Origin of the sequence: Rhizobium johnstonii 3841 (assembly GCF_000009265.1) — a bacterium.
In the GTDB taxonomy this organism is placed as follows: domain Bacteria; phylum Pseudomonadota; class Alphaproteobacteria; order Rhizobiales; family Rhizobiaceae; genus Rhizobium; species Rhizobium acaciae.
Genome location: NC_008384.1, coordinates 671,278 through 684,202 on the forward strand (window position 1 = coordinate 671,278; position 12,925 = coordinate 684,202).

The window sequence follows — 12,925 nt, forward strand, 5'->3', positions numbered from 1 at the left end:
CTCAGCTATCGCCCGTCTCGCTTTTCAGCCGCTGCAGGAAGATCTCCAGTTCCGCGTCGTCGATACCGACGAGATGGCGCTTTTCCGGATAGGCGCCTGTCCTGACATCCTCGGCAAATTCCGTGAAGGCGGCGATGCGCTCGCGCTGCAGCCGGTCATGTTCGGCGGCAAAGTCGCGATAGATCTTGGCGTGGCGCGGAGTGTGGTCGCGATTGGCGCCGAGCACGTCGTCGGCGAAGAGATATTGGGCGTCGCAGCCGCTGCCTGCCCCCATGGAGATCATCAGCATCGAGGTGTTGCTGCTGATGGCGGCAGCGACATCCCCCGGCACGACTTCGATTTCGGCGGCGAAGGCGCCGGCCTCTTCCAGTGCCTTGGTCTGCCGCCAGATTTCGGCCGCACTCGCCGCCGTCTTGCCGACGGCACGGAAGCCGCCGGTCCAGGTCGCCTTCGAAGGGATCAGTCCGAGATGGCCGCAGACCGGGATACCCTCGTCCCGCATGCGCCGGATCGTCTGCAGGCTTGCGGCGCAATAGACCGCATCGCCGCCCGCCTTGAGCGCCGCAAAGGCGGCACGCAGATAGTCTTCCGCCGAGACATGGTCGCCATATTCGAGCCCCGGAATGGCAAAGAGAGTGGGGGCGATCTCGCGAAAGACCGGCCCGAGCAGCGAGGGCGGCACTGAGACGATGTCGATCCCGGCCTTTTCGGCGGCGTCCGCCTCCTCCAGCGAGGTGACGCGCAGCATGGTGAGCTGGCGCTTGCCTTTTTCCGCAAGCAGATCGGCGACCGTCGCGCGTTTATGTTTCTTCATCATCTATTCCTTTGAAAATATCGGGCGGCTCAGGCGGCGAGCAGGGATTTCAGCTTGATGTCGCTGGCTGCCAGTGCTGCCGGGTTCGGATGGGCGCGCGCTGCGATCAGCATTTCGGCGAGCCTGATGTCACGCGCCACCGCATTGCCCTGTCCGATGCCGCTTGCGGCGATCAAGCGTCCGTCGGCGTCGAGATGGAAAAGAATGAAGGCGCCTGCGCCGAGATCGCGGCGCTGATGCGCGGCAGCCCCTTCGGCAAGGCCTGATATCTGGAGCGTCATGTCGTATTGATCCGACCAGAACCACGGCACTGATGAAACGGCTTCATTGAGGCCGAGCATGTTGGCCGCGGCCAATGTGCCCTGCTCCTGGGCATTGCGCCAGGATTCGAGCCGCACCCGCCGGCCGCCATAGATCGACAGCGGAAAGGAGCAGCAATCGCCGGCCGCAAAGACATCAGGTGCGGAGGTCTGGAGATGGGTGTCGACGGCAATGCCGTTGTCGATTGCGAGGCCTGCCCTTTCGGCGATCTCGACATTCGGCCGTGCGCCGATGCCGACGAGGACGAGATCGGCTTCGATCACCTCTCCGGTCGACAATCGGATCAGGGCTTTTCCGCTTTCTTCGGTCAGCGCCTCGATGGAGACGCCGCAGCGGATATCGACGCCTTCAGCGCGGTGGCGCTCGGTGAGCAGATGGGCGATCTCCTCCGGCACGCCGCGCTTCAGTACGCGTTCCAGCCCCTCGATGACGGTGACGCCGGCGCCGAGCAACCGCGCCGTCGCCGCAAGTTCCAGTCCGATGAAGCCGCCACCGATGATGGCGATATGCCGGCCCGGCTTCATTGCTTCGCGCAGCGCCGCCGCATCGTGATGCGTCCGCAGTGCGCGAATATGCCGGCTGCCCTCCGGCGCACCGGGGAGCGAACGCGCGGCCGCACCGGTTGCGAGCAGAAGCTTGTCGTAGGAAAGCGCCGTCCCGTCCGAAAGCGTGACGATCCTGGATGCGGGATCGAAATCCCTGGCCTCCAGGCCGGTGAGCAGCCGGATGCCGTTTTCGGCGTATTTTTCCGCCGCGGCGATGAATTTCGGATCGCTTGCATCGGTGGAGCCGGCCTTCGAAAGCGGCGGCCGTTCATAAGGAGGAAGCGGCTCGGCGCCGACCAGCGTTATCTCGCCAGCAAAGCCCTTTTCCCGCAAGGCGAAGGCAGCGCGCGCACCGCATTCGCCCGCACCCAGGATGACGTAATGAGCCATGCCGGCCTCCCTCAGAGCGAGATGAAGACGGCACCGTCTTCGATCTTGACAGGATAAGTCTTGAGATTGACGCAGACCGGCGCACCCTTGGCTTCGCCCGTTTTGTAGTTGAAGCGGCCATTATGCTTTGGACATTCGATGATCTCATCCATGACAAGCCCATCGGCGAGATGGATATGTTCATGCGTGCAGAGCCCGTCGGTCGCGAAGAATTCGTCGTCCGGGCTGCGATAGACCGCGAATGTGCGCCCGTCGTGGTCGAAGCGGATGACATCCTCCTCGTCGATCTCGTCCTTGTCGCAGACCTGGATCCAATTTCCGCTCATCTTTTCCTCCCTCGATTGTCTTTATTGCGCGGCCGGGGCCAACTCGTTGTGGAATTCCTCGCGATAGGGCCGCGCGGTGGCCGGCAGGTCGCGCTTCAGGAAATAATCCTCGTTGCGCAGCTGGCGCAGGAAGGCCGGGATCATCTCGCGATAGCCGGACCAGATCGACGGGTTCGGCGCCGGCAGGTCGTGTTTGATCATCGCGTGCAGCTTGGGTAGCGCGTGGTAGGGCACCATCGGAAACATGTGATGTTCGACGTGATAATTCATGTTCCAGTAGATGAAGCGGCTGATCGGGTTCATATAGACCGTGCGGCTGTTCAACCGATGATCGATGACATTGTCGGCAAGACCGCCATGCTGTAGCAGTCCGGTCAGCACATGGTGCCAGGCGCCGTAAAGGCGCGGCAGGCCGACCAGCACGAGCGGCAGGATCGAACCCATGGCGATCGCGGCCGCGATCGTCGCGACATAGATCGCCAGCCAGATGCGGGCGATGCGGATGGCCTTTGGCTGCTCCATCTCGGGAATGAACGTCTTTTCCGCCGCGCTGACGACGCCGAAGGCATTGCGCAGCATATCGACGATCGCATGCCAGGCGTCGAGGATGCCGAAGAAATTAAGCACCAGCCGGAAGAGATCAGGCGGCCGCATGACGGCGATCTCGGGATCGCGGCCGACGATCACCGTATCGGTATGGTGGCGCGCATGGCTCCAGCGCCAGGTCACCGGATTGCGCATGATCATGAAGCAGGCAATCTGGTAGACGACATCGTTCATCCAGCGCGTCTTGAAGGCGGTGCCGTGACCGCATTCGTGCCAGCGGCTGTCGGTGGCCGAGCCGTAGAGCACGCCATAGGCGAGGAAGAAGGGCACGGCCACCCACGAGCCCCAGAAATAGATGCCGAGCCCGGCAAAGATTGCCATGGCGCCGAGCCAGATGATCGTGTCGCGGATCGCCGGCGCATCGGAGCGCTGCATCAGCGCCTTCATCTCCTTGCGCGGAATGTCGGTGTGATACCATTCGGCTGCCGCAAGCCCCGTCTCGATGGCGGTGCGACCGCTTTCGCCGAGAAGGTCGTAGTCACGTTTCTTCGTCTGGCTCGCCATTATCCGCCTCCCATTGCCCTTGCCTGGGAGAATAGGTTGACTTTGGAAAGCGCTCAATGCAGGCTTGATATAATCTATCAAAAGCCATCAAGATTGGCTTGCATTCATGATTGAATCCATCAGGAACACCAATGCGCCGTCCCACCATATCCGATCTTGCCCGCGCCTCCGGCGTCAGTGTCGCCACCGTCGACCGCGTTCTTAACGCGCGCCACCGCGTGCGCGAGGAAACGGCGCGACGGGTCTATGATGCGGCGCAGTCGATCGGCTATCACGCTGTCGGCCTCATCAAGCAGCGCGTCTTCGAGGATCTGCCGCAATACAGGCTCGCCTTCCTGCTGCAGAAGCCGATGCAGCCCTTCTATCAGAGCTTCGTGCGTGAGATCGAAACCGCAGCGCGGGCGCTCACGACCGCGCGCATCCAGACGCAGATCGACTTTCCTTCAGCCGCGACACCGGCAGCCATCGTCGAAAAGATCAAGGCGCTCGGTGCCCGCAACCAGGCCGTTGCTCTCGTCGGTCCGGATTATCCGGCGGTGACGACGGCGGTCGAGGAGTTGAAGGAGCGCGGCATTCCCGTCTTCTCGCTGCTCTCCGATCTCGCCACGGGCGTGCGCGACGCCTATGTCGGCGTCAACAACCGCAAGGTCGGGCGCACCGCCGCCTGGACGATTGCACGGACGGCCGGCAGACCCGGCAAGGTCGCCTGTTTCGTCGGCAGCCACCGCTTTCACGGCCATGAGCTCAGAGAAATCGGCTTCCGCTCCTATTTTCGCGAGAATGCGCCCGAGTTCGATGTCGTCGACACGCTGATCAATCTCGAGACCGCCGAAATCACGCATGAGGCGACGTTGACACTGCTGCAGAAACATCCGGATCTCGTCGGCCTCTATGTCTGCGGCGGCGGCATGGAGGGGGCAATTTCGGCATTCCGCGAAGAAGGCGTCGGCGGCAAGATCGTCCTGGTGGTCAACGAGCTGACGCCCGACAGCAAAGCCGGCCTTGCCGACGATATCGTCGCCATGGCGATCGGTACCCCCCTGCCCGCTCTCTGTAAGGAATTGATGGTGCTGATGACGGGCGCCATCGAAAACGGCGAAACGGCTGTTCCCGGGCAACTCTTCCTGCCTTTCGATATCCATATTTCGGAGAACATCTAAGCAATGATGGAATTCCATCATTCCGTTCGAAATTCTCTCAGCAATGAAAGCCGGCGCCGGCGATGACGGATGGATTGCGGCGCGAATTCCGATAGAGATTCGCGGGATCCATTCACGAGGACCGCTCCGCCCTGACGCGGAGATCAGGAGGAGATACCGATCATGACTTCGATCCGTTTTGCGCTCAACCATATGGCCGCGCCGTCGCTTGCCATTGATGATTTTTTCGCGCTGGCCCGATCGCTCGGCATCGATGCCGTCGAGATCCGCAACGACCTTTCCGGCAATGCCATCCTTGACGGCACCCATCCCGAGATGATCAGGCAAGCGGCTGCCCGTCATGGTCTGACGATCATCTCGATCAACGCCCTGCAGCGCTTCAATGAGTGGAATGCGACCCGGGCCGCCGAAGCGCAGGAGCTGATCGATTATGCCGGCGCGTCGGGCGCCAGGGCGCTCGTCCTCGTTCCGAAGAACGACGGCACCGGCTGCGCCGATGGCGAACGGCAGGCCAATCTCCGCCAGTCTCTGGCCGCGCTGAAGCCGATGCTGGAGGAGGCCGGCATTATCGGTCTCGTCGAGCCGCTCGGCTTCGAGATCTGCTCACTGCGCTCGAAGACCGAGGCGGCCGAAGCAATCAGGGAACTCGGCGCGGAATCGACCTTCAGGCTTGTCCACGACACCTTCCACCATCACCTTGCCGGCGAAGCGGCGACCTTTCCTGATCTGACCGGCCTTGTGCACATCTCCGGCGTCGACGACGCGGCTGTTTCCGTTGCCGATATGCGCGATTCCCACCGTGTCCTGGTCAATGCCGACGACCTGCTCGACAATGCCGGGCAGCTCAGGGCGCTGCTGCAGGCGGGCTATACCGGCCCGTTCTCCTTCGAGCCCTTCGCGGCGGAGGTGCATGCGCTGAAAGATCCGGCCGGCGCGCTGCGCGCCAGCATGGAGTATCTGACAGCGCGGGTTTAAAGCCGCCCAGTCGCCTGCAGTTATTCCCGGCCTCTGAACCGGCGCTGATAGGCCGGATCGTAGAGCGAGCTTTCGCGAAAATCTTCCGCCGCGAGTGAGGGGCCGACGAAGATGATCGCCGTGCGTTCGATCGGTTCGGCCGCAACCTTTGCCTCGATATCGGCAAGCGTGCCGCGCAGGATGCGCTCGTCCGGCCAGGAGGCCTTGACGACGATCGCAACAGGGCAGTCGGAGCCGCAAAGCGGCGTCAACTCTTCGACCACTTGCTTCAGCGCGTGGATAGCCAGATGGATCGCCAGCGTGGCGCCCGTCGCGCCGAACTTCGCCAGTGTCTCGTCGTTCGGCATCGGTGACGCGCGGCCGGAAACGCGGGTCAGCACCAGGCTTTGGGCCACGGCCGGGATCGTCAGTTCTCGGCCGAGCGCCGAGGCCGCAGCGGCAAAGGCCGGAACACCAGGCGTCATCGTATAGTCGATGCCATGCTTTTGAAGCCGGCGCACCTGCTCGGCGACCGCACTCCAGACCGAGAGATCGCCGGAATGCAGCCGGGCGACATCCTGGCCGGCCGCAGCAGCGCGAAGATATTCCGCCTCGATCTCGTCGAGCGACATCGGCGCCGTATCGACGATACGCGCACCCGGCGGACAATATTGCAGCAGTTCAGGCGAGACGATCGAGCCGGCATAAAGGCAGACCGGGCATCGGGTGATGAGATCGCGGCCTCGCACCGTGATCAGATCCGCGGCACCTGGCCCCGCGCCGATGAAATGCACCGTCATCTCGTCATCCTTTCGTCCAGCGCCACTGCGTTACCGGCATTGCCGGCCGCCAGCCGCTCATGCCGCCCACAGGCTGGGCACGCGATATTTCGATCCGCGTGAGGAAACCGCCGCGTTTTGCATGTTCGGCGAGCAGCACCGCTTCCATTTCCAGCGTCACGGCATTGGCAACGAGCCGCCCTCCCCGCTTCAGCGCGGCAATCGCAGTATCGATAACACCCGGCTCGCTGCCGCCACCGCCGAGGAAGATCACATCCGGCTCCGGCAGGCCCTTCAGTGCGAGGGGTGCCGCACCTTCGACGACGGCGAGATGCGGCACGCCGAAGGCGGATGCATTGCGAGCAACACGTGCGGCCCGCTCCGGCGACTGTTCGAGGGCGATTGCCTTGAGGCTGGGATCGGCCAACATCCATTCGATGCCGATCGATCCCGAGCCGGCGCCGATATCCCAGAGCAGTTCGCCGTGACGCGGCGCGAGCGCCGAAAGCGTCATCGCCCGGATTTCACGTTTGGTGATCTGCCCATCATGCTCGAACAACTCGTCCTCGAGCCCGGCGGTAAACGGCAGAATGCGTGCCCCCTCCCCTGCCGCGATTTCGAGTGCGCAGACATTCAGGGGATCGATGTCCAGCAGGTCGAAATCCGCCGCCAGGACGCTTCTCTGTCGTTCCCGAGCGCCGCCAAGCGCCTCGAGCACCGTAAGTTGCGACTGACCGAAGCCAGCAGCAGTCAGCAGCGCAGCCAGATCGCCAGACCCCTTCTCATCCGAGGTCAGCGCGATGATGCGCCGTCCGGGATGCAGATGCGGCCGGATCAGGTCGATCGGTCTTCCATGCAGCGAGATCGTCGCGACCTCCTGCAGCGGCCAGCCAAGGCGGGACGCGGCAAGGCTGAAGGCCGAGGGCGCGGGGATGGTGCACATCTCTTCCGCCGCCACATGGCGGGAGAGCGTTGCGCCGACGCCATAGAGGAAGGGATCGCCAGAGGCGAGCACGACGACAGGCGTGCCACGCCTTTCTAGGATAGCCTCGACCGAGCGCTCGAACGGGCTCTGCCAGGAAAGCTTTTCGCCTGTGATCAGCGAGGCAGCAAGCGCGTGGTGCCGCACGCCGCCGAAGACGGCGGGTGCGGTCGCGATCAGCCTTTTCGCCTCCTCGCCCAACCCTTCTGGACCATCTTCGCCGATGCCGATAATAGTCAGCCAGCGCTGACCGGACGCAGGAGCGACATCAGACATGGGACGACCCCGCATCTTGATCCTTGGCGGCACCAGCGAGGCGCGGCTGCTGGCCGAGGCGCTGGCGGCGCGGGATGATCGCGATGTTTTGTTGTCGCTTGCCGGACGCACCGAAAAACCGGCCGTGCAGCCTGTTCCGGTCCGCATCGGCGGTTTCGGCGGCGCTGCGGCACTTTCCGCTTTCCTGAAGGCTGGCGGATATGACCTGTTGATCGACGCCACGCACCCCTTCGCCGAGCGCATTTCGGCCAACGCCGCTTTCGCGGCCGAGACCGCCTGTATTGCTGCCATCGTTCTGCGCCGTCCCGAATGGCAACGTCGACCGGGCGATCGCTGGCGGGAGGTGCGGAGCATTCCGGCTGCCATCGAAGCGCTCGGCCCCTCCCCCCGCCATGTCTTCCTGGCGACGGGCCGGCAGGGCGCGCATCATGCGGAAGCCGCACCGCAGCATCACTATCTCGTCCGCAGCGTCGATCCCGTCGAACCGGCGCTTGCGCTTGATAATGTCGAGTACATCCTCGAGCGTGGACCGTTCACGCTGGACGGTGAATGCGATCTGCTGAGGCGGCACGACATCGACGCCATCGTCGCCAAGAACAGCGGCGGTGCCGCTACATATGCGAAGATCGAGGCAGCCCGCCTGCTCGGTATCGAGGTGATGATGGTGGCGCGCGCACCGGCCTCGATCGTCAAGGCGGTCGACACTGTCGAGGCGGCGCTGGCGGCGATCGATCACCTGTTCCCCCCCGCCATGAAGCGCGGCGTATAGACGAGGTCCAGTCTGCCTGGCCGCGAGACGATGCGTGTCTCGGCGGAGCCGATGATGATGCAGGTCGCCATATCGGCAATCGACGCATCCGCCTGCGACAGCTGCTGGACGGCGATACGTTCGTCCGGCCGCCCGGCTGCCCGCCCGAAAATAACCGGTGTTGCTGCAGGCAGATGGTCACGCAACAGCTTGAAGGCTTCGCCGAGCTGCCAGGGCCGCGCCCGGCTGATCGGATTATAGAGGGCGATGACAAAACCTGCCTTTGCCGCCAATACAAGACGGGTTTCTATTATATTCCAAGGCTTTAGATTGTCAGACAGCGATATGGCGCAGAAGTCGTGGCCAAGCGGGGCGCCTGCTCTTGCCGCCACGGCCAGCATCGCCGTGATGCCGGGCAGGATGGTGAGATCGACCGCGCGCCACGCGGCCGGCCCGTTCTCGATCGCTTCGCAGACCGCGGCAGCCATGGCAAAGATGCCCGGGTCGCCGCCCGAGACGACGCAGACCTTGGCGCCATCTGCTGCCATGGCGAGTGCGGCCCCTGCCCTGTCGAGCTCCTCGCGATTGTCCGAGGCATGCCGCAGCTGATCGTGGCGGAGCTGCAGCCTGTCGAGATAAGGTCCGTAGCCGAAGAAATCCGTCGCTGCATCGACAGCGGCCAAAGCTTCCGGCGTCATCTGCTCGGGGTTGCCGGGACCGGTGCCGATCACGAAAAGCCTGCCGCTCATCGGCTGCCCTCCCAGCCCGGCACCAGCACGAGCGAAAAATACGGCGCATCGCCGTCGGTTCTGTCGGCGAGCTTTTCCATCGCCGCATTCGCCATGGTGCCGCGCTCGACATAGACGGCTTCGGCAAGCCGGCCGGCCGCCGCCAGCGCCCGGCGGATCTTCGGCAGATTGCGGCCGACCTTCATGATGACGGCGGCTTGCGTATCGGCAAGACGGCGCGTCAGCTCGGCCTCAGCCATCGTACCGGGCAGTACGGTAAGCACGTCGTCGCCCTGGACGATCGGCATGCCCGCCAGCGACCAGCAGCCCGACATGGCGCTGATGCCCGGGATTACTTCCGTCGGGTAGCGCGTGGAAAGCCTGACATGCAGGTGCATATAGGAGCCATAGAAGAGCGGATCGCCTTCGCTGAGAACGGCGACAGTCAGCCCAGCATCGAGATGCCCGGCAACAGCTTTCGCGGACAGATCGTAGAATTGGGTGATCAGCCTGTGATAGCGTTCGTCATTCTTATCGATCTCGGTCGTCACAGGATAATAGAGCGGCAGTAGCGTCACCCCGGATTTCAGCAGCGGCTCGACGATCGCCTTGCCGTTGCCGCCCCTGCCCTGCTTGGCGAAATAGGCGATCACATCAGCGCCTTCGATGGCGCGCACGGCTTTGAGGGTGAGGAGCTCCGGATCGCCGGGACCCGTGCCGACGCCGATAAGACGGCCGCTTGTCGTCATAGGCCTGGCCTCGCCAATGCGTTGATGGCGGCTGCCGTCATGGCGCTGCCGCCGAGCCGGCCGCGGACGATGGCAAAGGGGACGCCGTAGGAATTCTCCGCCAATGCATCCTTCGATTCCGCCGCGCCGACGAAACCCACGGGCATGCCGAGGATCGCCGCGGGTTTCGGGGCGCCGTCGCGCAGGAGTTCGAGCAGATGGAAGAGGGCGGTCGGTGCGTTTCCGATCGCGACAACGCTGCCGCCGAGCCGATCGAGCCAGAGATGCATGGCGGCGGCCGAGCGCGTATTGCCGGTCTCGCGCGCAAGCTCCGGTGTCGCGGGATCGCGCAGCGTGCAGATCACCTCGTTCAGCGCCGGCAGCCGCGCCCGGGTCACACCCTGGGATACCATTTCCGCGTCGCAGAAGATCGGCGCCCCACCCTTCAGCGCGTCGCGCGCCGCGCTGACGAAATCGGCGGAGAACCGGAAATGCTCGGCCGCCTCGACCAGCCCGCAGGCGTGGATCATGCGCACGGCGATTTCGGCTTGATCGCCGGTGAAGCGCGAAAGATCGGCCTCGGCACGGATAATGGCAAAGGAACGCTCGTAGATCGCATCGCCGCTGCGGATATAATCGTAGTCTGGCATTCCTATTCCTGTCGCAGCGCCTTCGAAACGCCGGTTGCGCCAAGCCGTGTAAGGCAGGCGGCGGTCGATTCGCCAGCGTCCTTGTTGTCTTCGATGGACCGGGCGAGCCTCTCTATAGCGAAATCGATCCGACCGCCAGCGATCCGTTCGTCCGGCTGATCCGCAGCAAGCCCATTGAGAATGAGGCCATAACCCTCCGCCGAGCCGGTCAGGGTCAGCGCCGGCCGCGCGTGCGCACAGCCCTTGGCGCAGCCGGATAGATGCAGCGTCAGCGAACCGTCGAAAAGGGCAGGTGCCACGGCAATGAGCCGGCGCGCCAGGGTTCGCGTCTCGTAGAAGGCCGAGCCGCAGCCGCCGGCGCCGGCGCAGGCGGCGATATGCTCGCTGTTCTCGCCGGGTTGCGCGGCGAAGCCATGTCCGGCTGCGGCGATCTGCATAGCCGGCAGTGTATCTGCTGGAAGCCCGATGAGGAAGAAACCGCGACCGGGTGCAAGCCGGATGCCCGTTGCGCCACGGGCCTTTGCCAGATCGAGCAAAGCGATCAGATCGGAGGCTCTCATCTGCCCGAATTCCGGCCTGATGCCGAGTATGGTTTTGCCATCCTTAAGCCTGTGCGAGCCGGCAAGCGGCATCCCCGCCGCGCGTGACGGAATGAACTGAATGCCATCCATCGCGGGAAAACGCGCCCGCAGAAGCGCCGGATCGATATCCCTTGCCCGTCTGCCCTGCCCCAGGGTCGCCAACAGGCTCAGGATTTCGCCGACGGCCGATATCGCAGCCTCTGCAGGACCGATCGCGACTGGCATTGCAGTTTCACCGTCGCCATTGATCGCGACAAGCCAATCTGCGGGGGATTGCGCGACGATACGGATATCGGCGGAAAGTGCCGATAAGCCGAAGGTTCCACCGCCATCGATGATAAGCGAGAGTTTTGGCGCGAGCCGCGGCGACGCAAGCTGATCGCGGAGCGTGCTGCGCAAGGCCATTTCCATTGCGGCCGGATCGCTTACCCCCTCCGGGTCGATGCCGTGCAGCGGCGATGTCTCGATCGCCGACCCGTCCGGCACGGTGATCCCGGCGGCATCAATATCGGCCGCGAGCTGTCCGACGGTCTCAGCCCGAAGGCCTCGGATCTGCAGATTGCCGCGGGCGGTGATTTCCAGAATGCCGTTTCCATGGGCTGCGGCTGAGCGGGCAAGGCTTGCGAATTGTGATAGTGTCAACGCGCCACCGGCCGGCCGCAGCCGTACCAGCAAACCGTCGCCGGTCGGCATGGGCGCGGCAAGGGCGGGGCAGGCGCCGCGCCTACGCATCTCCACCGCCGGGCGATCGTGCAGATCCGCCTCGCCTGTCCTGTCGCTCGCCTTTGCGGCCCGAATGCTCATTCTTGATCCTCTGATCATTTCTTACATGATCGCGGCCGGGCCGGCAAAGCTGATGGAAAGGCTTCGGACCGCTATTCCTCGAAATCCCGTCCCTTGCGCAGGAGATAGATGTCCATGATCCAGCCGTGCCGTTGCCTGGCCTCGGTCCTGAGCCTCAGAATGTCGGTGGCGATATCGCCAAGTCGCCCTGCTCTGACGATCTCGTCCTTGGTACCGAGATAGGCGCCCCAGAAGATCTCGGCATCGGGATCGTCGATCTTTGCAAAAGCCTGTTCGCCGTCGAGCATGACGATGGTGCTGTCGGTCAGAAGCCCGTCCCGCGCCAGCCTGCGTCCTGTGGTGATCTCGATCGGTTTGCCGACGAGGTTGATCGGGGTTCTGTGGCTGGCCGCCAGCGCCTGAATGCTGGTGATGCCGGGAATGACGCTGTAATCGAAATCCAGGCTGCCTTCCTGGCGCACGCGTTCGATGATGCGGATCGTGCTGTCGTAGAGACTGGGATCGCCCCAGACGAGAAAGGCGCCGCGGCCCTCCTCCGGGAGACCGGAGATCAGTTCTCCATAGATGCCGGCGATCTCGCCATGCCAAGTATCGACGCTCTGCACATAGGTCTTGTCGGCCGTCTGCCGTTGCGGCACCGCGAATTCTGAAACCCTGCCGGCCGGCCGGCTGATATAGCGTTCGCAGATCTCCCGCCGGATCTCGGCGAGCTCTTCCTTGCCGGCGCCCTTGACCGGCAGGAAGACCACGTCGGCCGCGTTCATCGCATTGATCGCCTGTATGGTGAGGTGCTCCGGGTTGCCCGTGCCGATGCCGATGATATTGATATGCTTCAAGCGGATACTCCCCGTTGAGTCCCGGCGGTCTTGCCGAAAAAGCCAGCTCGCCGCAAGGGCTGAACGGGAGTTGGCCGCGGCCAACCCGGCCTGTGGGTGGCATCTGAGCCCTGTTGTTGCTGCAAATCCCGAATCGTGTCACTTTCGATACGCTTTTTGACGCTATGTTGACAGAAAAGCGCATCGAAAAGGA

General features: G+C 63.7%; 14 protein-coding genes. 3 read left to right on the top strand and 11 right to left on the bottom strand.

Annotated features, from left to right (window positions below; all coding sequences use genetic code 11):
* Position 1: 1 nt before the first annotated feature.
* From RL_RS32880 to RL_RS32895, 4 genes are read right to left on the bottom strand one after another with little or no spacing between them, the layout of a single operon-like run.
* Positions 2–817: a 3-methyl-2-oxobutanoate hydroxymethyltransferase gene (locus tag RL_RS32880; protein WP_011655343.1), complete on the bottom strand. Its 816-nt coding sequence runs from the start codon at positions 815–817 to the stop codon at positions 2–4.
* A 26-nt stretch (positions 818–843) separates the two neighbouring features.
* Positions 844–2,070: an NAD(P)/FAD-dependent oxidoreductase gene (locus RL_RS32885; RefSeq protein ID WP_011655344.1), complete on the bottom strand. Its 1,227-nt coding sequence runs from the start codon at positions 2,068–2,070 to the stop codon at positions 844–846.
* A gap of 11 nt (positions 2,071–2,081) precedes the next feature.
* Entirely contained in the window at positions 2,082–2,396 is a 315-nt protein-coding gene (locus RL_RS32890; protein ID WP_003548266.1) for a MocE family 2Fe-2S type ferredoxin, read from the bottom strand.
* Between the two features lie 21 nt (positions 2,397–2,417).
* Entirely contained in the window at positions 2,418–3,506 is a 1,089-nt protein-coding gene (locus RL_RS32895; RefSeq protein WP_011655345.1) for a fatty acid desaturase family protein, read from the bottom strand.
* A gap of 131 nt (positions 3,507–3,637) precedes the next feature.
* Here RL_RS32895 and RL_RS32900 point away from each other — a divergent pair, with 131 nt between their 5' ends.
* The gene (locus tag RL_RS32900; protein WP_011655346.1) at positions 3,638–4,666 is read left to right on the top strand and encodes a LacI family DNA-binding transcriptional regulator; all 1,029 of its coding nucleotides are present in this window, start codon (positions 3,638–3,640) and stop codon (positions 4,664–4,666) included.
* Between the two features lie 162 nt (positions 4,667–4,828).
* A complete protein-coding gene (locus tag RL_RS32905) occupies positions 4,829–5,641 on the top strand; it encodes a TIM barrel protein (RefSeq protein WP_011655347.1) in 813 nt (270 codons plus the stop codon).
* A 20-nt stretch (positions 5,642–5,661) separates the two neighbouring features.
* Here the strand turns inward: RL_RS32905 and cobM are convergent, their stop codons facing one another.
* Complete coding sequence (gene cobM / locus RL_RS32910; protein ID WP_011655348.1) at positions 5,662–6,420, bottom strand: precorrin-4 C(11)-methyltransferase; 759 nt, start codon at positions 6,418–6,420, stop codon at positions 5,662–5,664.
* A gap of 4 nt (positions 6,421–6,424) precedes the next feature.
* The gene (locus RL_RS32915) at positions 6,425–7,657 is read right to left on the bottom strand and encodes a bifunctional cobalt-precorrin-7 (C(5))-methyltransferase/cobalt-precorrin-6B (C(15))-methyltransferase (RefSeq protein WP_011655349.1); all 1,233 of its coding nucleotides are present in this window, start codon (positions 7,655–7,657) and stop codon (positions 6,425–6,427) included.
* Here RL_RS32915 and RL_RS32920 point away from each other — a divergent pair.
* A complete protein-coding gene (locus RL_RS32920; RefSeq protein ID WP_011655350.1) occupies positions 7,656–8,426 on the top strand; it encodes a cobalt-precorrin-6A reductase in 771 nt (256 codons plus the stop codon). The genes RL_RS32915 and RL_RS32920 overlap by 2 nt on opposite strands.
* Here the strand turns inward: RL_RS32920 and RL_RS32925 are convergent.
* The 5 genes from RL_RS32925 to cobF all read right to left on the bottom strand — a co-directional run bounded on the left by RL_RS32925 (position 8,390) and on the right by cobF (position 12,732).
* Positions 8,390–9,154, bottom strand: coding sequence for a precorrin-3B C(17)-methyltransferase (locus RL_RS32925; protein ID WP_011655351.1), 765 nt, complete (start codon positions 9,152–9,154; stop codon positions 8,390–8,392). The genes RL_RS32920 and RL_RS32925 overlap by 37 nt on opposite strands.
* Positions 9,151–9,882, bottom strand: coding sequence for a precorrin-2 C(20)-methyltransferase (locus tag RL_RS32930; protein ID WP_011655352.1), 732 nt, complete (start codon positions 9,880–9,882; stop codon positions 9,151–9,153). The genes RL_RS32925 and RL_RS32930 overlap by 4 nt, the downstream gene beginning before the upstream one ends.
* Positions 9,879–10,511 (bottom strand): precorrin-8X methylmutase, encoded by a 633-nt coding sequence (locus RL_RS32935; protein ID WP_011655353.1) that lies wholly within the window; start codon positions 10,509–10,511, stop codon positions 9,879–9,881. Before RL_RS32935 ends, RL_RS32930 begins: the two co-directional genes overlap by 4 nt.
* A gap of 2 nt (positions 10,512–10,513) precedes the next feature.
* Positions 10,514–11,896 (bottom strand): precorrin-3B synthase, encoded by a 1,383-nt coding sequence (gene cobG, locus RL_RS32940; protein WP_011655354.1) that lies wholly within the window; start codon positions 11,894–11,896, stop codon positions 10,514–10,516.
* 71 nt (positions 11,897–11,967) lie between these two features.
* Positions 11,968–12,732, bottom strand: a complete 765-nt coding sequence (gene cobF, locus RL_RS32945; protein ID WP_011655355.1) for a precorrin-6A synthase (deacetylating) — start codon at positions 12,730–12,732, stop codon at positions 11,968–11,970.
* Positions 12,733–12,925 lie beyond the last annotated feature (193 nt).

Bases quoted from the DNA above. Each gene is read 5' to 3' on its own strand.
- RL_RS32925 (WP_011655351.1), bottom strand. From the start codon at position 9,154: ATGAGCGGCAGGCTTTTCGTGATCGGCACCGGTCCCGGCAACCCCGAG.
- cobM (WP_011655348.1), bottom strand. From the start codon at position 6,420: ATGACGGTGCATTTCATCGGCGCGGGGCCAGGTGCCGCGGATCTGATC.
- RL_RS32885 (WP_011655344.1), bottom strand. From the start codon at position 2,070: ATGGCTCATTACGTCATCCTGGGTGCGGGCGAATGCGGTGCGCGCGCT.
- cobG (WP_011655354.1), bottom strand. From the start codon at position 11,896: ATGAGCATTCGGGCCGCAAAGGCGAGCGACAGGACAGGCGAGGCGGAT.
- RL_RS32920 (WP_011655350.1), top strand. From the start codon at position 7,656: ATGGGACGACCCCGCATCTTGATCCTTGGCGGCACCAGCGAGGCGCGG.
- RL_RS32880 (WP_011655343.1), bottom strand. From the start codon at position 817: ATGATGAAGAAACATAAACGCGCGACGGTCGCCGATCTGCTTGCGGAA.
- RL_RS32900 (WP_011655346.1), top strand. From the start codon at position 3,638: ATGCGCCGTCCCACCATATCCGATCTTGCCCGCGCCTCCGGCGTCAGT.
- RL_RS32930 (WP_011655352.1), bottom strand. From the start codon at position 9,882: ATGACGACAAGCGGCCGTCTTATCGGCGTCGGCACGGGTCCCGGCGAT.
- RL_RS32915 (WP_011655349.1), bottom strand. From the start codon at position 7,657: ATGTCTGATGTCGCTCCTGCGTCCGGTCAGCGCTGGCTGACTATTATC.
- RL_RS32895 (WP_011655345.1), bottom strand. From the start codon at position 3,506: ATGGCGAGCCAGACGAAGAAACGTGACTACGACCTTCTCGGCGAAAGC.
- RL_RS32905 (WP_011655347.1), top strand. From the start codon at position 4,829: ATGACTTCGATCCGTTTTGCGCTCAACCATATGGCCGCGCCGTCGCTT.
- RL_RS32890 (WP_003548266.1), bottom strand. From the start codon at position 2,396: ATGAGCGGAAATTGGATCCAGGTCTGCGACAAGGACGAGATCGACGAG.
- RL_RS32935 (WP_011655353.1), bottom strand. From the start codon at position 10,511: ATGCCAGACTACGATTATATCCGCAGCGGCGATGCGATCTACGAGCGT.